Origin of the sequence: Rhizobium sp. NFACC06-2 (genome assembly GCF_900101425.1) — a bacterium.
Classification (GTDB): domain Bacteria; phylum Pseudomonadota; class Alphaproteobacteria; order Rhizobiales; family Rhizobiaceae; genus Agrobacterium; species Agrobacterium leguminum.
In genome coordinates, this window is record NZ_FMVA01000001.1 from 46,585 (window position 1) to 64,804 (window position 18,220).

Consider the following 18,220-nt stretch of genomic DNA (forward strand, 5'->3'; position numbering starts at 1 on the left):
GTTCGGTTGGCGATCTTAAAAAATCGCGCCAGACGTGTATATCTCAAGTCAGAATATAGTGAAAAACATCAAGTCGCCTGAAAAGCAAAGGCAAACTTCGTCCACGGCGTAAAACATATGAAAATAACAAAGGCCGCACATGAATTTCATGCGCGGCCTGTTATCAGCGGGAATGGAAAGTCCCGTTATTGCGGCAGCTTGTCGTCGACGCCGGCAACGTAGAAGTTGAGGCCGAGCAGAACGCCGTCCTCGGCCTTTTCACCCGCCTTCAGCCATTCAGAACCGTCCTGCTTCTTCACCGGGCCGGTGAAGGGGTGCAGCTCGCCCGACTTGATCTTGGCTTCGGTGTCCTCAGCCATCTTCTTCACGTCGTCAGGCATGTTTGTGTAGGGCGCCATGGTCAGGATGCCGTCCTTCAGGCCGTCCCAGACGGATTCGGACTTCCAGGTACCATCGAGAAGAGCCTGCGTGCGCTTGATGTAATAGGCGCCCCAGGTGTCCTTGATGGCGGTAAGCTGCGTCTTCGGACCGGCCGCGATCATGTCCGAAGCCTGACCGAAGGCCTTGATGCCGCGTTCTGCGGCAACCTGCATCGGCGCGGTGGTGTCGGTGTGCTGGGTCAGAATGTCGACGCCCTGGTCAATCAGCGCCTTGGCGGCATCGGCTTCCTTGCCGGGGTCGAACCAGGTGTTGGCCCAGACGACCTTCACCTTGAAGTCGGGATTGACGGACTGCGCGCCGAGCACGAAGGCGTCGATGCCCATCACCACTTCCGGGATCGGGAAGGACGCGATGTAGCCGGCGAGACCCTTCTTGGACATCTTCGCGGCGATCTGGCCCTGAATGTAACGGCCTTCATAAAAGCGCGAATTGTAGGTGGCGACGTTTTCGGCATTCTTGAAGCCGGTGGCGTGCTCGAACTTCACCTTGGGGAACTTCTGCGCGACCTTCACGGTCGCATCCATGAAGCCAAAGGAGGTGGTGAAGACCAGCTCGCAGCCCGAGCGGGCCATGCGCTCAATGGCGCGTTCGGCATCCGGGCCTTCCGGAACGCTTTCGAGGAAGGGCGTTTCGATCTTGTCGCCGAAATGCGCCTGCAGTTCCTGACGGCCGATATCATGCGCCTGCGTCCAGCCGCCGTCGGTCTTTGAACCGACATAGATGAAGCAGACCTTCTTGGCGTCGGCGGCTTCCGCCGAAGAAACGACGCCGCCGAGAGCCGCGACGGAAGCGGCGAGTGCGATGACCAGTTTTTTCATTTTTACCCCTGTTGGTTTGGAGACGTGAGAATGCTTCACCTGTCTGGCACGAAGGATTTGCCAAGCGACGCCGGTGTATTGATCAAGGTCGTGCGGCGATTATGCGAGATGATGACCAGCACGACAATAGTGGCGAGATAGGGCAGCGCCGAAAGCAGTTGCGACGGCACCCCGATGCCAAAGGCCTGCGCGTGCAATTGGCCGATGGTGACGGCGCCGAACAGGTAACCGCCCGCCAGCACCCGCCATGGGCGCCAGGACGCGAAGACGACGAGCGCCAGCGCAATCCAGCCGCGCCCGGCCGACATGTTTTCCACCCATTGCGGCGTATAGACCAGCGACAGCTGCGCACCCGCAAGCCCCGCGCAGGCGCCGCCGAACATGACGGCGAGATAACGCGTGCGGATGACATTGATGCCGAGCGCATGGGCCGACGCGTGACTGTCGCCGATGGCGCGGATTTTGAGGCCCGTGCGGCTCTTGAACAGAAACCAGCTGATGCCGGCGACAAGCGCGATGGAGAGGTAGAAGATCAAATCCTGCCGGAAAAGCAGCGGACCGAGGAAGGGAATGTCCGACAGCAGCGGAAAGACGATGGGCTGCAGTTTCACACCCGGCAGGCCGACGAAACTTTCACCCAGCATACCCGAGACGCCGAGGCCGAGAATGGTGAGCGCAAGGCCCGTCGCCACCTGATTGGTAACGAGCGTCAGCGTCAGGAAACCGAAGAGCAGCGAGAAAACCGCACCCGAGGCAATGCCGGCCAGAATGCCGAGATAGGGAGACCCGGTCATATGCGCGGCCGCGAAAGCACAGACCGCACCCATGATCATCATGCCCTCGACACCGAGATTGAGGACACCGGAGCGCTCCGTCACCAGCTCGCCGGAAGCGGCGATGACGAGCGGCGTGGCGGCGGTGATGACGGTGAGGAGAATGGCCTGAAGCATATCCATCATGCCGCTCCTTCTTTACGATGCGCCTTGCCGGAAAAGACGACCCTTATGCGGTAGAAGATCAGCGTATCGCAGGACAGCACGAAGAACAGCATCAGCCCCTGAAACACGCGCGTCACCTTGTCCGACACACCGATTGAAAGCTGCGCCGCCTCGCCGCCCAGATAAGTCAGCGCCAGCACCAGCCCGGAAAGGATGATGCCGAGCGGATTGAGACGGCCGAGAAAGGCGACGATGATGGCGGTAAAGCCGTAACCCGGCGAAATGCTGGGCTGGAGATGGCCAATGGAACCGGAGGCCTCCGATATGCCCGCAAGCCCCGCCAGCGCACCGGAAAGCAGCAGCGAAAACCACACCATGCGGCTGGAGGAGAAACCGGCGAAGCGCCCTGCCCGCGCCGATTGGCCGAGCACGGTGACCTCGAAGCCCTTCAGCATGTAGCGCATCATGAACCACAGCGCGATGGCGGCGACGATGGCGAAAACGAAACCCCAATGCGCCCGGCCCGAGGCCAGCATTTCCGGCAGAACGGCACTGTCGTTGAACGGCTTGGTCTGCGGGAAGTTGTAACCGCCCGGATCGCGCCAGATGCCGCGTGTCAGCCAGTCGAGGAAAAGCTGCGCGACATAGACCAGCATCAGGCTGACGAGGATTTCGTTGGTGTTGAACTTCGTCTTCAAAAGTGCGGGAATACCGGCATAAAGCGCGCCGCCCACGGCGCCCATCACCAGCATCAAAGGCAAAAGCAGCGGCGAATGCCAGTCGGGATAAAGCACCGGCAGGATGGAGCCGGTGATCGCGCCGATGGTGAACTGCCCCTCCGCGCCGATGTTCCAGTTATTGGAGCGATAACAGATCGACAGGCCGACTCCGATCAGGATCAGCGGCGCGGCCTTGATCGCCAGCTCGTGCAGCGACCAGACTTCCAGCAGCGGTTCGACAAAAAAGGCGTAAAGCGCGTGAGCCGGATTTTTGCCGAGCATGGCGAACATGACGGCGCCGACAAGCAGCGTCAGCGTGAGCGCCAGAAGCGGGGAAAGCAGGGTGAAGAGCTTCGAGACCCCCGCGCGTTTTTCAAGCTCAATGCGCATGCTGGGCGGCTCCCGAATGTGACGTGTGAATGCCGCCCATCAAAAGGCCGATCTTTTCAAGCGTCATCTCTTCCACCGGATGGGCATCGGAGAGCTTGCCGTCGGAAATGACCGCGATATTGGTGGCGACTTCGAATATTTCATCGAGATCCTGGCTGATGACGATGACGGCCGAACCCGCTTTGGCAAGATCGACAAGCGCCTGGCGAATGCGGCTCGCCGCACCCGCGTCCACGCCCCAGGTCGGCTGATTGACCACCAGCACGGCAGGCTGGCGGTCAAGCTCGCGCCCGACGATGAATTTCTGCAGGTTGCCGCCGGATAGCGACCCGGCCAGCGGATCGGCCCCGCTTTTGCGCACATCCATGGTTTCCGAAATACGCCGCGCCGCCGCCTTGATGACTGAGCCACGCACGATGCGCAGGAAACCGCCGGTCAGAAACGCCTTGCGGTCGGAGCGCGCCCGCGCCAGCAACAGATTGTCGGAAAGGCTCATGCCCGGAACGGCGGCGTGGCCATGGCGCTCTTCCGGCACAAAACCCGCACCCATCAGCCGGCGGCCATTGATGCCGATACGGCCGACCGGCTTGCCCCGCAGATGGATCGCATCGTTATTATAGACCGGATATTCGCCGGAAAGCGCATCGAACAGCTCGCCCTGCCCGTTCCCGGCAACGCCGGCAATCGCCAGCACCTCGCCGGCGCGCACAGTCATGGAAATCGATTTCAACGCCACGGCAAAAGGCGTGCGCGGCGCGACCGAAAGCCCCATGACCTCGATCTGCGGCGCACCCAGCGCCTCGCCCGTGGCCCGCGAAACGCTTGCGACATCGCTGCCCACCATCATGCGCGCCAGCGATGCCGGCGTTTCCCTGCGCGGATCGCAGGCGCCCGTCACCTTGCCGTGACGCAGAACGGTGGCGCGGTCGCAGATACGCTGCACCTCTTCGAGACGATGGCTGATATAAAGTACGGAACGGCCTTCGGCTTTCAGCTTCTCCAGCGTCTCGAACAGCTTGTCGGCCTCCTGCGGCGTCAGCACCGAGGTCGGCTCGTCGAGAATGATCAGGCGCGGATTCTGTAGAAGCGCTCGGACGATTTCGATGCGCTGGCGCTCGCCGACCGAAAGATCGGCCACATGCGCATTGGGATCGAGCGGCAGACCATAGGCGCGCGACAGCTTTTCCGCTTGCCCGGCGATTTCCTTCAATGAAATTTTCGGATCGAGCGACAGGGCGATGTTTTCAGCGACCGTCAGCGCTTCGAACAGCGAAAAATGCTGGAAGACCATGCCGATACCAAGCCGGCGAGCCTCACTGGGTGAGCCTATGGAAACCGGCTGGCCCTGCCAGATAATATCGCCCTCCGTCGGGGCGAGCACGCCGAACAGCATCTTGACGAGCGTGGATTTGCCCGCGCCGTTTTCACCCAGAAGCGCGTGGATTTCGCCCGGCGCAATATCGAGATCGATGCCGTTGCAGGCGGCGAAATTGCCGAACAGCTTGGTCAGCTTGCGAACGGACAGGAGAGGCACGGCCTCCGGCGCCAAAGTTCCAGTCACGAGTTCCCTCTCTCACCAACCGTCATGCCTTCTTCGAGGCGTTTCAAACGGTTGCGGTCATTGTTCCCAATCCCGCACCAAAAAGTATGCAATGATACGCGATCAGAACTTATTGATAACGGTTTTGCTGCTGCGCACAACTGAAAAAGAAGCCGCTTAAATGCAATTTGCACAAGCAATAAACGGCTTTACCCTTTTCTCATTTCGCGCCGAGCGAGGGGAAAAACTGCAATATTCCACCGATGCAATAAAGATAGATGCCGCTCGCCACAAAGCCGATCACGGCCCAGGTCGGGGTTTCGAAATGCATCAGCAGCGAATAACCGCCAAGCGCGCACCAGATGAAGACCACGGCGAGATTGAGCGGCCGCAATCGCTTCACCCGCACCGGATGCAGGAAGTTGATCGGCAGGAATGTCAAAAACACCGAAACGGTAACGACAATCATCGCCGTGGTGGCGCTGGCGTCCATGACGAACAGGGTGAACACCACCATGTTCCACACCACCGGAAAACCGGAGAAGAAATATTCGTCCGTCTTCATGCCCATGTCGGCATAATAGATGGCGCTCGACACCACGATCATGCCCGCCGCCACGAAGGACAGCGGCTCGCCGATCATGCCCTTCTGATAAAGCGCAAAGGCGGGCAGCAGCACATAGGTAACATAGTCGATGATATTATCGAGCGTATCGCCGGACCAGTTGGGCAGCACTTCCTTCACCCTGACCTTGCGGGCGATGGGACCGTCGATGCCATCCACCAGAAGCGCAAGCCCCAGCCACCAGAACATGTCAACGAAACGGTGTTCGGCTGCGGCGACCACGCCGAGAAAAGCCAGGAACGAGCCGGAGGCCGTGAGCATATGGACGGAAAAGGCGCGGATTTCCGCGTAGGGAACACGCTTATAGTTGAAAATTTTCATAGTCAGCGTCTGTGCCCCGTTTTTTCATCCGCCTGTTCATTCCGGTATGCGGCCATTCACCACGCTTTGCAACCGGCTCAATCCGCTTATCCTAAGACTAATATCGCGGCACAACCAACGAATCTTCACAACCGGATGTTCCGGGACCGAAGTGGATTTACCCGACCAAAGCCTTTATGATGCTTTGGAAATAACAACGGATCAGGACCATGAGACACTTCGATATCGCCATCACCGGTGCGGGACTTGCGGGCCAGATCGCGGCCATCGCGCTGGCGCGGGCGGGCCGCCACGTGGCGCTCGTTGCACCTTCCAGCGACAGGAAGGACCAGCGCACCACGGCGCTGATGGACCAGTCCATCCGTTTCATGGACCGTCTCGGCCTGTGGTCGCGCATCGCGCCTTCGGCCGCACGCCTTTCCACCATGCAGATCATCGATGGTACCGACCGCCTGCTGCGTGCACCCACCGTGCAGTTCCGTTCCTCCGAAATCGGGCTGGACGCCTTTGGCTGGAACATCCCCAATGAGGTGCTGCTCGGCGTTCTGAGCGAAGCGGTCGGGCAGGAACACAATATTACCCGCCTCGACACGTCCGCCGAGACAATCGACATCGGCAACGACCGCGTGACGGTGACGCTTGGCGACGGCGAAACGCTCTCCGCCGATTTCCTCATCGGTGCGGATGGCCGCAAATCCATGGTGCGGGATGCTGCCGGCATCGGCGTCAAATCCTGGTCCTATCCGCAGACGGCCATTGTTTTGAACTTCGGCCATAGCCGGTCGCATGGCAATGTCTCGACGGAATTCCACACCCCCACCGGCCCTTTCACCCAGGTTCCCCTGCCCGGCAACCGCTCCAGCCTCGTCTGGGTCGTCACCCCGCAACAGGCGGAGGAATTGACGGCGCTGCCGCTGGAAGCGCTCAGCCTCCGGGTCGAGGAGCGCATGCAATCCATGCTGGGAGCCGTTACCGTCGAGGACAGCGTGCAGGCATGGCCGCTCTCTTCCATGACCGCACACCGCTTCGGCAAGGGCCGCGTCGCCCTGATCGGCGAGGCCGCACATGGTTTTCCGCCCATCGGCGCGCAGGGGCTGAACCTCAGCCTGCGCGACATCATCGCGCTGACGGAATTGCTGAGCGCCGTCTCCGACCGGCCGATTGCGGCCGATGCCGGCAGCGGCTTCGACCGCAGGCGGCGGGCGGATGTCTACAGCCGCACGCTGAGCGTCGATCTCCTGAACCGCTCGCTGCTTTCCGATCTCCTGCCGGTGCAGATGGCGCGCGCGGCGGGCCTGCACGTGCTTTCCGGCATCGGCACGCTGAGAAGCATGGTGATGCGCGAAGGCATCGAACCGGGCCGTGGGCTGAAGGCCCTGCCCTCGCTGCTGTTCGGCAGCTTCAAAAAGGCTGGATGAAATACACCACGCCGGTCAGCGTAAGGACCGACAGCACCGTCGAGATCAGGATCGTTGCCGACGCCCGCTCCTGCCAGACGTGATATTGCTGGCCGATGACGAAAACATTCGTCGCGGTCGGCAGCGCGGCCAAAAGCACGGCCGAATAGATCCACACCGGCTCGAACCGCCCGAGCGACGAGAGCACGAGATAAGCCGCAAGCGGATGCAGGATCAGCTTTGCCGGCACGATATAGCTGATTTCCACCGGCACCCGTTTCATCGGCCGAAGCGCCAGCGTCACGCCCATGGCAAACAGTGCGCAGGGCGCCGCCGATTGCGCCAGATAATCCACCAGCCGCTGCACCGCTTCCGGCGGCTGCCATGACAGCGAAGCGGCAAGAAAGCCGGCGATGACGGAGACGATGAAGGGATGGGTGATGACCTTGCGCGCCACATCCAGCGCAAGCCTTGCCGGAGAGCGCTTGTCACCGCCCGCAACCGCCATCATCGCCGGCGCGACGATGAAATGGGCGGCATTTTCCAGACAGACGATCAGCGCCACCGGCACCGCCGCCTTTTCGCCAAGCGCCAGAAGCGCAAGCCCCGGCCCCATATAGCCGATATTGCCGTAGCTTGCCGCGAAACTCTGGATCGTGGTTTCGGCAAGGCTGTTTTTCCGCACGAACCGGCCGATCAGGAACACAGCCAAGAAAATGCCATAGGTGCAGGCGAGACTGGCCGCGACGAAATCCATCCGCGCCAGTTCTTCCACCGGCGTTTTCGACACCAGCTTGAAAAACAGCGCCGGAAGCGCCGCATAGATGATGAAGGTGTTCAGCCAGCCCATCGCCTCGACCGGCTGCTTCGTGATACGCGCCGCCCCGTAGCCGATGAAGATCAGGCCGAAAAACGGTAACAGCAATCCGACGATATCCGTCACTATGTTTCCCCCGCAAGCAACTCCAGCGGGAGGCTTAGCCGATTTGCATCAGGATCGGAAAGGTCTCCTGGAACCAGATCGCCACATTGGTGATAAAACCGGACATGAAAGCGAGACCGGTCAGCACCAGCAATATGCCGAGCAGCTTTTCCACGAGGCCGAGATGGCGGCGGAAGCGGACGAGAAAACGCATGAAGGAGCCGGAAAACGCCGCCGCGATCCAGAACGGCACCGCAAGGCCAAGAGAATAGACCGCAAGCAGCGCCGCACCGTCGCCAACCGTATCGCGCGCGGCGGCGACGCCGAGAATAGCCCCCAGAACCGGGCCAATGCAGGGCGTCCAGCCGAAGGCGAAGGCAAGACCCATGACATAGGCCCCGGACAGCGTGGCCGGCTTGCCCGCCCCCTGAAACCGCGCCTCGCGCGAAAACAGGCCGATACGGAACACGCCGAGAAAATTCAGACCCATCAGAATGATGATGAAACCGCCGATCTTGGCGAGAATGTCGAGATTCTGGCGCAGAAGCGTGCCGATCGTCGAGGCGCCTGCCCCCAGCGCCACGAAGACCGTGGCGAAACCGAGCGTGAAGAAGAAGGCCGAAAACAGCACGGCCCTGCGAATCTCCGGCCGCGGCGCGGTATCTTCCGTCCTGAACTGCTCGACCGAAACACCCGCCATATAACAGAGATAAGGCGGCACCAGCGGCAGAACGCAGGGCGACAGAAACGAAAGAGCGCCGGCCAGAAGCGCGCTGAACAGGGAAATATCGGCAATCGACAAGAAAGAACTCCGCATTCCGCAAAGCCGCCGCGATTCTCAAGCTTCGCCGGCACTTCACGCTTCATTTTCGTGCATGTCATTGCTGCAAAAGGATTTCACCCGTCCGGCCGACATGTCTGAAGCCGGTTTTATCCCCAGCCGCCCCCTCTCTCCAATCACCTTTTCGGGGGTGCGACAAAAAAAACCGGATTGATTGTCGAAACCGCTTTTTTTGGGTTGACCGAACGGATCGCTCTACATATGTTCCGCGCACTTCCGAAGGGCAGCCAAGCCCCGACACGGGAGAGCGTAGCTCAGCCGGTAGAGCAACTGACTTTTAATCAGTAGGTCCAGGGTTCGAATCCCTGCGCTCTCACCACCTTCAAATACAATTTTCTGATATTTCACAAAGAGTTAGCGCCGAAGGTGGCCGAACTCCGGCGGGAATGGAAAAGATTCGGCCGCAGTCTCCGAGCGCAAAATAACGATATCCACCGCAAGCCCGGGTTTTAGAACAGCCGCTGCAATAAGGATCACCGGCTCGGCACCAACGCCCCTGCATGACCGGGCAATCGTTTCAATCGCTCGTGATAGTTCCTCAGGCCGAAGTCTCGGCCCCAGAAATCGCCGGATTTAATATTCCGGCAAATCCAATCAGGGGATCATTTGCGCGCGGCAGTACGGCGGCAGCGCCAGTTCCAGTCTCTTGGCTCACCCGTGTCCATATGGACCGACTCGGTGTGGCAATAGGTGCCGACGCCACCGCGTTCCGGCAGGGAACGCAGATAGGTGGCAAGCTCCCATTTGGAGACGCCCTTGATCTGGATGTCGGCGGCATCGCAGGTGTAGTGCTTGGAACCCTGCCTTATGCCCTTTGGCGGACGATAGCCCGAGGTGACGATCGCCGGGCTGTTATAGTGGCGCTCCACATCCTTGATCATCCGCACCAGTTCCGGCTTGAAACAGCCGACTTCGACACGGTCCGTCTGCAGGAAAAGCCCGTTCGGAGCAACGCGGGTGAGGCCGGAGAGCGAAGCGAGCTTCATCAGGCCGGTCGGCTGGTCATCTTCTTCATCGAGATGGGCGTCATCGAATTCGTCTGACATCATCGAGCGGCCGGAAAGGGCAATGCCCATCGTCCCGTCCGAAACGCCGGGCAATGCGGCGACCTGCGTATTGCCGGCCGTGCCGCTTTCAATCATTTTCGGCAGGCGCTTTTTGGCCGCACCGGCGAAAAACGCCGCAAGCGTCACGCCCTTACCCTCGCTTTCCTGCCCCTCGCCCGCCGCCCTGGCGTCCACGGCTGGTTGCGCGGCAACGGCCGCAAGCTGTTCCGATGCCGACTGCGGCACGGGTACGGATGCCGGCTGACGATTTTCGCTGTGCTGTTCCGCCGGCACCTGTGCGGCTGGCGGGACCTGAGCCGGCGCTGCCACCGGTTGCGGCTGCGCCGCCTGCACCGGCGCAGAATAAACGCTGCTGACGGCAGGAACGATTCTCTGGGTAGGAGCGCCCGCAGCGGCGGCCGTGCCCGGCGCCCCTGCGGTAACGGCGGGCGCTGCCGCTGCGGATGCGGTGGAATAAATGCTTGTCGTTCCTGCGGAAATCGCCGTTGGCTGCGTCGTCAATCCGCCGATATCAGGGGCAGCGCCATAGGCCTGCGCCGGGCCGCCCGACGCCTGCGGCTGGGCTGGTGCGGCCGCTCCGGCCGCCGATGCCACGGCCGGATCCACATAATGTCCCTGTTGCGCACCCGCCGCAGCAGTTGAAGCCGCGGTCTGCGGCTTCTGTTGTGCGGAGATTTCCGGCTTTTTGGTCGCGGCGGCCATCTCATCGTCGGTCACTGCCGAAACGCATCCGGAAAGCCCGAGCAGCGAAACCGCGATGACAAGACGCTGACGGACCAGACGTCCTTTCGCTCTCTCGACAGTTGTCATGGGTGGCCTCCGTATCTTGCATTTCCAACAGCAGCACGGGAACGGGCGCGTGTGCTTCCCCAAAACGGGACTGGCCGTTTCGATTCGCGGACTATGCCTCATCCCCTCGGGACAAGGCAAGAGCACCCGAAAACGCCGCTGCTCACCGGAAAATCCCTACCAGGAACCGGTATTCTGCATAGATATCCACGGTTCGGCTGGTGCGAGGCTTTCGCCCTTCTGCAAAATTTCGAAGGAAATACCATCCGGCGAGCGCACGAAGGCCATGTGCCCGTCACGCGGCGGCCGGTTGATGACGATGCCGTTCTGCTGAAGCCGGGCGCAGAAATCGTAGATATTGTCGACCTCGTAAGCCAGATGGCCGAAGTTGCGGCCGCCGGTATAATCCTCGGTATCCCAGTTATAGGTGAGTTCGAGGCACGGCGCCTTGTTTTCCTTCGCCGCAGCAATGTCGTCTCGCGCCGCAAGAAACACCAGAGTGAATCGGCCTTTTTCGTTCTCGATTCGGCGTATTTCCTCAAGACCCAGCAGGTCGCTATAGAATTTCAGTGATTCGCCAAGGTCTTTGACGCGAACCATTGTGTGCAGATACCGCATGTTCTTCCTCTCCATTACACGGGTCCGGAGCCGTTAAACGCATGATGGCAAGCCCCGGACAAGGACGGCGACATAAAAGCAGCTGCGTAAATCAAAAACTAGGGCTTGCGTGAAACCGTTACCAAGATGTTAATCTGGCGCACAGGAATCAGTTGACCGGTGTATGGCGCGTAATCGAGGGGTTGGCAGGATATGGCTGATAGGATGTCATCGAAAACGATAGTCGATGTCGAGGACCTTTCGGGCGATGCCGTGGACCTGACCGAAATTACCGGCGTCGTGAAGTGGTTCGATGTCGCCAAGGGTTTCGGCTTCATCGTGCCCGACAACGGCACGCAGGATGTGCTGCTGCACGTCTCCTGCCTGCGCCGCGACGGTTACCAGACAATTCTCGAAGGCACGCGCATCGTCGCCCTCATCCAGCGGCGCGACCGCGGTTTCCAGGCATTCCGCATCCTGTCGATGGACCAGTCGACCGCCGTTCACCCCTCGCAGCTGCCGCCGGTGCGCACCCATGTGCAGGTAACGCCTTCGAGCGGGCTCGAGCGCGCCATCGTCAAGTGGTTCAACCGCACCAAGGGTTTCGGCTTCCTGACGCGCGGCGAAGGAACGGAAGATATCTTCGTGCATATGGAAACCCTGCGCCGTTTCGGCCTGACGGAGCTTCGCCCCGGCCAGGTGGTGCTGGTGCGTTACGGCGATGGCGACAAGGGCCTGATGGCGGCGGAAATCCACCCCGACAACCCGGTTTCCATCGGGATGTCGCATTGATGTCCGCCCTGCCCCATATGGTGAAAAGCGCCGTTATGGCGCTTCTTTTTTTCACGCTCGCCGGAGCCGCCCAGGCCCAGCAACAGCAGACATTCACCTCTGAACCGCTGCAGATTGAAACCGCCGGGGGAAAGAGCCACGATTTCACTGCCGAACTGGCGCTGAACAACGCCCAGCGCGAACAGGGCCTGATGTTCCGCAAGAGCATGCCGCTTGAAAACGGCATGCTGTTCGATTTCGGTGAGCCGCGTGACGTCGCCATGTGGATGCGGAACACGCTTATTCCGCTCGACATGCTTTTCATTGGCCGTGACGGCCGCATTACCCATATTCACGAAAACGCGGTTCCGCATTCGGAAGCGATCATCAGCTCCCGCGGGCCAGTAAAATTTGTGCTTGAACTGAATGGCGGCACTGCGAAGCGCTATGGCATCAAGCCGGGCGATGTGGTTCGCAGCGCGCAAATCGGCAACCGGAAATAACGTTGCCGCGTTATTGCGTCTGAATGAGCCGGACGAGGTTTCGCCCGGCTCATTCAGACGCAATATTCAGTAGACCGGCTCGATATGGCTCAGAATCCGGCAATTGGAAATGGAAGCGGCAAGGTTGATGGCGATGTCGATCGCTTCGACCGAATCGGCCGTGCCTTCCAGATAGATCACGTCATTTTCGACAGTTGCGGAAATGCGCGACTTTTCGAGACCCGATTCGAAGGCCAGAGCCGACGTGATTGCCTGGCATACGCCGGCCATGCGGTCTCCAAAGAAGCTTTCCTGAATGCCTGACAAATTGAACATATGCGTTCTCCTTCTTATGGACATAACAACGCCCTGAGGGCGGTTTTGTTCATCTCCGGTTCATCTATTTGTTCATCTTCCATTCATCTTGGAAAATTGGAACCCCCTGATCGATCACATTTTAGGTGATCGGGAACCATTTCGTGAGGCGGGCATTTCGCGCATGGGAGTGTGAAAGGCCTTCAAGGCAGGTAAAACAGGGAGGAGAATGACATGCTGATTAACAGAACGGAGCCGTGTCACCACGCCTCGTGGATGAAGCCGGTGGCAATCCACCTGCCGCTGTGCGTCGCGGTGGAAATCTACAGCCCGCTGGTGGCGCTGGACATGCTGATGTATCGTTGGCCCGAGGAACACGGGCCGGAATATGAAGAGGCGCGCAGGAACTGCCTCGATGCCATCGCCGGCAGATGCGACATCGAGAAAGCACGGGAATCGTTTCTCATCGCAAGCAGTCATGCCCACATCCTGAACGTCCACTAAAATTCATCGACCGTCGTGACGATTGGGCCCTTCCATGCGGAGGGCTTTTTCTTTTGCGCGCGGCCTCTGCGACGCCTCCATGCACGGCGCAGCCTGCACACCGGCCGATAATGACATGTAACTGTCACGCAAACGTTATAATCGGCAGAGACGAATTCCATGGAATCGATTGGCGCGCAGACCGCCAAAAGCTTGGGAGTGGAACTGGCCAGCATGGAAACTGTCTTTGCCCTTTGCGCAATTCTGCTCCTTAGCTTCAATCTTCTCGGCATCGTTCTGGCCGGCTGGCGACTGACGAGACGGGACACGGAAAACGATCTCGTCCGGCAAAAGCCGCCTGTCTCGCTTGTGGTACCGCTGCGCGGCGTGGAGAACTTCACGCCTCTGACGCTGTCGCGCGCCTTCGAGCTCAACTGGCCCGATTATGAGCTGCTGTTCTGCGTCGCCGATGAATTCGATCCGGTGATCGAGGAAGTTCGCAAAGCGCAAGCCGCCTTCCCCTTAGTTTCCATGCAATTGCTCATCGGCGATGACCGCATCAGCGCCAATCCGAAACTGAACAATTGCGTCAAGGGCTGGCGGGCCGCCCGGCATGACTGGGTGATCCTGGCCGATTCGAACGTGCTGATGCCGAAATCCTATATAGCGACCATGATGTCGGCCTGGCGGCAGGATAGCGGGCTCGTCTGCTCGCCGCCGCTTGGCTCCCGGCCTGCGGGTTTCTGGGCGCATGTGGAATGCGCCTTCCTCAACGGCTCGCAGGGACGCTGGCAATATGCGGCGGAAGCCATCGGCATGGGTTTCGCACAGGGCAAGTCGATGTTGTGGAACAAGCCGTTTCTGGAAGACAATGGCGGCATTCGCGCGCTGGCCGCTGAAATCGCCGAAGACGCCGCTTCGACGAAGCTGGTGCGAAGCACCGGGCGCAAGGTGCATCTGGTCAGCGCCCCCTTCGAACAGCCGCTCGGCCAGCGCCATGCCGGCGAGATCTGGTCGCGCCAGACCCGCTGGGCGCGGCTGCGACGCGTGACCTTCCCGCAATATTTCGCGCCCGAAATCCTCACCGGCGCGCTTCCCCCGCTTCTCTTCGCGCTCGCCGCCGCCGCCATGATGGATGTGAACCTCCCCGCAACCGCCTTTGCCGTCCTCGCCCTCATGTATATGCCGGAACTTGCGCTTGCAGCCCTCAACCGCTGGCCGGTATCGCTCCATACGCTGCCGGCGATGATCGCCCGCGACATGATCATGCCCGTCGTCTGGGCGCGAAGCTGGATCGGCAGCGCGGTGGCATGGCGCGGCAATGTCATGACGATAGGCACGGCAGAGAGCACCCTGGCCGGTCCATCCGCAGAATAAATCACAGCTGTTTGGAAGAAGTTACGCCGGAAAGCTGATGTTTTGCTTTAAAATGGTCGGAGTGGAGAGATTCGAACTCCCGACCCTCTGGTCCCAAACCAGATGCGCTACCAGACTGCGCTACACTCCGCCGAGGCGATGGCTGGGGAATACACGGTTCACCCGCAGTCCGCAACAGGGAAATTCATCTTTGTTCAGCCACGGCCCCGATGAGCAAAATGTAACCTCGAAACGATGGCGCAGGATCGGACGGCAAGGGGATAATCGTCTTGACTCTCACCTGAAGTCAGTCCATTTCAAATTCAACGTTCCTGACACGATTTGGTTATTCTATTCAGGTACGTGATGAATAATTCGGGGCGTTTCGCCCCGCTGTCCAACCGGAGCAGTTTCGACATGTCTGCGAAGATTTACCGCCCTGCAAAAACCGCCATGCAATCCGGCAAGGCGAAGACCAATGTCTGGGTTCTGGAATTCGACGCCGAGGTTCCGCGCAAGATCGATCCGATCATGGGCTACACCTCCAGTTCCGACATGAAGCAGCAGCTCAAGCTGACATTCGAGACGCAGGAACAGGCCGAAGCCTATGCCCAGCGCAAGGGCATCGAATACCGCGTCATCCAGCCGAAGGAAGCGACCCGCAAGGTGGTTTCCTACACCGACAATTTCCGTTTCAACCGCACCCAGCCCTGGACGCACTGAAACACGACGATCAAAGTTTTTGCCGGAGCATCGATTGCCCGGCATGACGGCCCCTTAGCTCAACTGGATAGAGCAACTGCCTTCTAAGCAGTAGGTCGCAGGTTCGAGTCCTGCAGGGGTCGCCACCTTCCACCTTCCCTCCGAGGCGCAAACCTTCACTTCACTGCCGGAATCCAGATTGCGGACGTCTCGTCGCCATAAGAGATGGCATCGCACTCCAGAACGCAGATGCCAATCCAGGCGCAAACAACCGCATCCATCATGTCTTCAAAGGCCTTCATTTCCCATGTTCGCGCGTCGATCGGGGGAATCGTGAGAGCATCCGCGACATTGCCAATGCGGGCATCGAGATGCGCCACAATCGAACGCCAGACTTCAACCAGTTTCGTTCGCCGAACGGGAATGGTGTCTGATCGCCAATAGCTGCCGATCTTCGAGTGTTTATAGGGGAGCCGCTTCTCCGATTGCGTCAGCTCGACCAATGCGGGGTGGGGATAGACCTCAAGCAGACCGCGCTCGCAGACCTCCGTCGTCAGGAGTGGATATCCTGCGTGTTCGAAGGAGATTTTGAGGTCGTCGCTTATCTTGCCCGGCCTAAGAGCATTCGGGGTGTGCGTGCCGCAATGGCGGGCACCGTAAGCCGAGGAAACCCTGTTGTCCGAAACGCGTCGAGCCGTTATCGGGCCATGTGAAAGCGGCATATCAACCGCGACGAGGTTGACCTTGCATCCGCCAAGCGCTTCGGCGGCATCTAGAAGTTCTGTCGCCTGTGCAATCGAACCACGAGGGCGGTCACTACGGGCTGATGCCTCGTATTGTCGTGCAAGAAAATGATCGTAAGAGGGGGCAACCGCGCGCAGCCGCCAGCATGAGCCATCCTTGACAACCAGCGCGACGCCGCTCGGCTCGGTCGCCGTCCAGGCAGCGTCAATTCCCAATATCGCCGTCATACATCACGTCCGGATTCCGTCGCACGCGGGATCGCGTCACCCCTGCCCCATCAACGTGAAATACCCCCACACCGCCACGAAAAACGCAATGACAGCCGCAATTGTGAGAGCCTTCTTCGCTCTCGGTCCCAGCGGTTCGCGTGGCTTTTTCGGCGGCACCGGTTTGCGGAACTTCACCACATTGTCGTTCATTCTATCTTCGTCCTGACTATCGCTGCTGAAAGCTCCGCCGCGTTTATGGCATCGATCTTCCCGGATTTATCTCTAGCAGACCAGAACTATCATAAATATTACCAAGTTTTCACTTCACCCTTGGGGCAAGCTATGTCACTTCCCACAATCAGAGGAATACAACGGCGACAGATGGACGGACAAACCGGAGAGCGGCGACAACCCTCTGTGGTAATTTGGACTTTGCGGGTGACGAGAATGAATGACGCCAATATGAGTGGCAGCGATACCGAAAACAGCCAGCCCGATCTGCGCGAGATTCTGGGAACGAACAGAAACAGCCGCAAGAAAAAGTCGCGTCGGTATCTCTACGCCGCAGCAGCCATTGTGCTGATTGGCGGAGGCCTTGGTTATTATTACCAGTCACGGGCGGCAGGCGTCGCTTATAGCTACACCACGGAAGCGGCGCGTCAGGGCGATCTCTCGGTCATCGTCACCTCCACCGGTTCGGTTCAGCCGACGGATCAGGTCGATATATCGAGCGAATTGTCCGGCACCGTGCGCAAGGTCAACGTCACCTATAATAGCCCGGTCAAGGCCGGGGACGTATTGGCGGAACTGGATACCAACAAGCTCGAAGCCGATGTCCAGAGCGCCCGCGCCAAGCTTGCTTCCGCCAAGGCCAATGTGCTGAAGGCGCGCGCCGATCTCGGCTCGGCCAAAACCTCCATGGAGCGCCTGAAATCGCTGGTGCAGAACCGGGTCTCCAGCCAGCAGGATCTGGACGCCGCGCAGTTCACCCATGATGCGGCTGCCGCGACGCTTGAAGTCAACGAGGCGACCGTGCTTTCGGCGGAAGCGGATTTAAGGCTCGCCGAGGTCAATCTCGGCAAGGCCAAGATCGTCTCGCCCATCGATGGCGTCATCCTTACCCGCAGCGTCGATCCGGGCGCCACCGTCGCCTCCTCGCTCAACGCCCCGGTGCTGTTCACCATCGCCGGCGATCTGCGCCATATGGAATTGCAGGTGTCCGTGGATGAGGCCGATGTCGGCAAGGTCGAGACAGGGCAGAAGGCCACTTTTAATGTCGATGCCTATCCCGACCGCAGTTTCCCGGCCGAGATCGAGACCGTGCGTTTCGCTTCCGAGACCGTGTCGAATGTGGTCACCTACAAGGGCATATTAACCGTCGACAATGAAGAGCTGCTGCTGCGCCCCGGCATGACGGCAACCGCCAATATCATCGTTGAAGAAATCAAGGATACGCTGCTGGTGCCGAATTCCGCGCTTCGTTATACGCCGCCGCGCGAATCCGCCTCTCGTGGCGGCGGGCTGATGAGCCTGTTTCGCCCGCCGCGCATGGGCCGCTCGCAGAACCGCGATGCCGGCCAAGCCGCGCAGGCCAAAAGGACGGTCTGGGTGCTGCGTAACAATACGCCAGTCTCCGTCGCCATCGAAACCGGCTCCACCGACGGCCAGCATACCGTCGTAAAATCGGGAGAGCTGAAGGCCGACGACCAGGTGATTACCGACGCCACCGCGCGCAACGCCGGCTGAGGGAGGG

At 59.9% G+C, this 18,220-nt stretch carries 19 protein-coding genes and 3 tRNA genes; 9 read left to right on the forward strand and 13 right to left on the reverse strand.

From position 1 onward, the window contains the following. Positions 1-185: 185 nt before the first annotated feature. The 5 genes from F3H58_RS00265 to pcsA all read right to left on the reverse strand — a co-directional run bounded on the left by F3H58_RS00265 (position 186) and on the right by pcsA (position 5,792). Positions 186-1,259, reverse strand: a complete 1,074-nt coding sequence (locus tag F3H58_RS00265) for a BMP family ABC transporter substrate-binding protein (protein WP_149740861.1) — start codon at positions 1,257-1,259, stop codon at positions 186-188. A 35-nt stretch (positions 1,260-1,294) separates the two neighbouring features. After that, on the reverse strand, positions 1,295-2,215 hold the full coding sequence (locus F3H58_RS00270) for an ABC transporter permease (RefSeq protein WP_188128720.1): 921 nt from the start codon (positions 2,213-2,215) through the stop codon (positions 1,295-1,297). Continuing rightward, a complete protein-coding gene (locus F3H58_RS00275) occupies positions 2,215-3,306 on the reverse strand; it encodes an ABC transporter permease (protein ID WP_003523441.1) in 1,092 nt (363 codons plus the stop codon). The genes F3H58_RS00270 and F3H58_RS00275 overlap by 1 nt, the downstream gene beginning before the upstream one ends. After that, positions 3,296-4,855, reverse strand: coding sequence for an ABC transporter ATP-binding protein (locus tag F3H58_RS00280; protein ID WP_188128765.1), 1,560 nt, complete (start codon positions 4,853-4,855; stop codon positions 3,296-3,298). Before F3H58_RS00280 ends, F3H58_RS00275 begins: the two co-directional genes overlap by 11 nt. A 211-nt stretch (positions 4,856-5,066) precedes the next feature. Beyond that, the gene (gene pcsA, locus F3H58_RS00285) at positions 5,067-5,792 is read right to left on the reverse strand and encodes a phosphatidylcholine synthase (RefSeq protein WP_035263562.1); all 726 of its coding nucleotides are present in this window, start codon (positions 5,790-5,792) and stop codon (positions 5,067-5,069) included. A gap of 209 nt (positions 5,793-6,001) precedes the next feature. On the opposite strand from pcsA, the gene F3H58_RS00290 reads away from it, so the two are divergent. Further along, complete coding sequence (locus tag F3H58_RS00290) at positions 6,002-7,210, forward strand: UbiH/UbiF family hydroxylase (RefSeq protein ID WP_149740863.1); 1,209 nt, start codon at positions 6,002-6,004, stop codon at positions 7,208-7,210. On the opposite strand, the gene F3H58_RS00295 is transcribed toward F3H58_RS00290, so the two are convergent. Both F3H58_RS00295 and F3H58_RS00300 read right to left on the reverse strand, forming a co-directional pair. Beyond that, on the reverse strand, positions 7,194-8,132 hold the full coding sequence (locus F3H58_RS00295; protein WP_065655176.1) for an AEC family transporter: 939 nt from the start codon (positions 8,130-8,132) through the stop codon (positions 7,194-7,196). The two genes, F3H58_RS00290 and F3H58_RS00295, sit on opposite strands and share 17 nt — an antisense overlap. Before the next feature lie 34 nt (positions 8,133-8,166). Then, positions 8,167-8,913 carry a cytochrome c biogenesis CcdA family protein gene (locus tag F3H58_RS00300; protein WP_149740864.1) on the reverse strand — a complete coding sequence of 249 codons (747 nt, stop codon included), beginning with the start codon at positions 8,911-8,913 and terminating at the stop codon, positions 8,167-8,169. 282 nt (positions 8,914-9,195) lie between these two features. Here F3H58_RS00300 and F3H58_RS00305 point away from each other — a divergent pair. Then, a tRNA-Lys gene (locus F3H58_RS00305) sits at positions 9,196-9,271 on the forward strand. 283 nt (positions 9,272-9,554) lie between these two features. Here F3H58_RS00305 and F3H58_RS00310 read toward each other — a convergent pair. Further along, on the reverse strand, positions 9,555-10,829 hold the full coding sequence (locus F3H58_RS00310) for a YcbK family protein (protein WP_188128721.1): 1,275 nt from the start codon (positions 10,827-10,829) through the stop codon (positions 9,555-9,557). Between the two features lie 156 nt (positions 10,830-10,985). Further along, the gene (locus tag F3H58_RS00320) at positions 10,986-11,426 is read right to left on the reverse strand and encodes a VOC family protein (protein ID WP_065655178.1); all 441 of its coding nucleotides are present in this window, start codon (positions 11,424-11,426) and stop codon (positions 10,986-10,988) included. Between the two features lie 192 nt (positions 11,427-11,618). Between F3H58_RS00320 and F3H58_RS00325 the strand changes: the two genes are divergently transcribed. Continuing rightward, the gene (locus tag F3H58_RS00325; protein WP_004442353.1) at positions 11,619-12,197 is read left to right on the forward strand and encodes a cold-shock protein; all 579 of its coding nucleotides are present in this window, start codon (positions 11,619-11,621) and stop codon (positions 12,195-12,197) included. Beyond that, positions 12,197-12,679 carry a DUF192 domain-containing protein gene (locus F3H58_RS00330; protein WP_188128722.1) on the forward strand — a complete coding sequence of 161 codons (483 nt, stop codon included), beginning with the start codon at positions 12,197-12,199 and terminating at the stop codon, positions 12,677-12,679. The genes F3H58_RS00325 and F3H58_RS00330 overlap by 1 nt, the downstream gene beginning before the upstream one ends. Before the next feature lie 66 nt (positions 12,680-12,745). Here the strand turns inward: F3H58_RS00330 and F3H58_RS00335 are convergent, their stop codons facing one another. Further along, entirely contained in the window at positions 12,746-12,994 is a 249-nt protein-coding gene (locus F3H58_RS00335; RefSeq protein ID WP_003522642.1) for a BON domain-containing protein, read from the reverse strand. A gap of 213 nt (positions 12,995-13,207) precedes the next feature. Here F3H58_RS00335 and F3H58_RS00340 point away from each other — a divergent pair, with 213 nt between their 5' ends. Further along, the gene (locus F3H58_RS00340) at positions 13,208-13,477 is read left to right on the forward strand and encodes a DUF982 domain-containing protein (protein ID WP_003522644.1); all 270 of its coding nucleotides are present in this window, start codon (positions 13,208-13,210) and stop codon (positions 13,475-13,477) included. Positions 13,478-13,690: 213 nt separating this feature from the next. Continuing rightward, positions 13,691-14,833: a ceramide glucosyltransferase gene (locus F3H58_RS00350; protein WP_149740866.1), complete on the forward strand. Its 1,143-nt coding sequence runs from the start codon at positions 13,691-13,693 to the stop codon at positions 14,831-14,833. Between the two features lie 53 nt (positions 14,834-14,886). Here the strand turns inward: F3H58_RS00350 and F3H58_RS00355 are convergent. Continuing rightward, positions 14,887-14,963 (reverse strand) — tRNA-Pro (locus F3H58_RS00355). Positions 14,964-15,229: 266 nt separating this feature from the next. Between F3H58_RS00355 and F3H58_RS00360 the strand changes: the two genes are divergently transcribed. Together F3H58_RS00360 and F3H58_RS00365 are read left to right on the forward strand one after the other, a co-directional pair. Continuing rightward, the gene (locus tag F3H58_RS00360) at positions 15,230-15,535 is read left to right on the forward strand and encodes an ETC complex I subunit (protein ID WP_003507982.1); all 306 of its coding nucleotides are present in this window, start codon (positions 15,230-15,232) and stop codon (positions 15,533-15,535) included. A gap of 48 nt (positions 15,536-15,583) precedes the next feature. After that, positions 15,584-15,660 (forward strand) — tRNA-Arg (locus F3H58_RS00365). 30 nt (positions 15,661-15,690) lie between these two features. Here the strand turns inward: F3H58_RS00365 and F3H58_RS00370 are convergent. Then, complete coding sequence (locus F3H58_RS00370) at positions 15,691-16,485, reverse strand: DUF429 domain-containing protein (RefSeq protein ID WP_188128723.1); 795 nt, start codon at positions 16,483-16,485, stop codon at positions 15,691-15,693. 36 nt (positions 16,486-16,521) lie between these two features. Beyond that, a complete protein-coding gene (locus F3H58_RS00375) occupies positions 16,522-16,677 on the reverse strand; it encodes a hypothetical protein (RefSeq protein ID WP_149740867.1) in 156 nt (51 codons plus the stop codon). Positions 16,678-16,914: 237 nt separating this feature from the next. Between F3H58_RS00375 and F3H58_RS00380 the strand changes: the two genes are divergently transcribed. Further along, positions 16,915-18,213, forward strand: a complete 1,299-nt coding sequence (locus F3H58_RS00380) for an efflux RND transporter periplasmic adaptor subunit (protein WP_149740868.1) — start codon at positions 16,915-16,917, stop codon at positions 18,211-18,213. Positions 18,214-18,220: the final 7 nt, after the last annotated feature.

Coding starts and splice junctions, on each gene's coding strand:
- F3H58_RS00360 (WP_003507982.1), top strand. CDS start 15,230: ATGTCTGCGAAGATTTACCGCCCTGCAAAAACCGCCATGCAATCCGGC.
- F3H58_RS00350 (WP_149740866.1), top strand. CDS start 13,691: ATGGAAACTGTCTTTGCCCTTTGCGCAATTCTGCTCCTTAGCTTCAAT.
- F3H58_RS00380 (WP_149740868.1), top strand. CDS start 16,915: ATGAATGACGCCAATATGAGTGGCAGCGATACCGAAAACAGCCAGCCC.
- F3H58_RS00370 (WP_188128723.1), bottom strand. CDS start 16,485: ATGACGGCGATATTGGGAATTGACGCTGCCTGGACGGCGACCGAGCCG.
- F3H58_RS00265 (WP_149740861.1), bottom strand. CDS start 1,259: ATGAAAAAACTGGTCATCGCACTCGCCGCTTCCGTCGCGGCTCTCGGC.
- F3H58_RS00270 (WP_188128720.1), bottom strand. CDS start 2,215: ATGGATATGCTTCAGGCCATTCTCCTCACCGTCATCACCGCCGCCACG.
- F3H58_RS00310 (WP_188128721.1), bottom strand. CDS start 10,829: ATGACAACTGTCGAGAGAGCGAAAGGACGTCTGGTCCGTCAGCGTCTT.
- F3H58_RS00290 (WP_149740863.1), top strand. CDS start 6,002: ATGAGACACTTCGATATCGCCATCACCGGTGCGGGACTTGCGGGCCAG.
- F3H58_RS00325 (WP_004442353.1), top strand. CDS start 11,619: ATGGCTGATAGGATGTCATCGAAAACGATAGTCGATGTCGAGGACCTT.
- pcsA (WP_035263562.1), bottom strand. CDS start 5,792: ATGAAAATTTTCAACTATAAGCGTGTTCCCTACGCGGAAATCCGCGCC.
- F3H58_RS00340 (WP_003522644.1), top strand. CDS start 13,208: ATGCTGATTAACAGAACGGAGCCGTGTCACCACGCCTCGTGGATGAAG.
- F3H58_RS00320 (WP_065655178.1), bottom strand. CDS start 11,426: ATGCGGTATCTGCACACAATGGTTCGCGTCAAAGACCTTGGCGAATCA.
- F3H58_RS00335 (WP_003522642.1), bottom strand. CDS start 12,994: ATGTTCAATTTGTCAGGCATTCAGGAAAGCTTCTTTGGAGACCGCATG.
- F3H58_RS00375 (WP_149740867.1), bottom strand. CDS start 16,677: ATGAACGACAATGTGGTGAAGTTCCGCAAACCGGTGCCGCCGAAAAAG.
- F3H58_RS00275 (WP_003523441.1), bottom strand. CDS start 3,306: ATGCGCATTGAGCTTGAAAAACGCGCGGGGGTCTCGAAGCTCTTCACC.
- F3H58_RS00330 (WP_188128722.1), top strand. CDS start 12,197: ATGTCCGCCCTGCCCCATATGGTGAAAAGCGCCGTTATGGCGCTTCTT.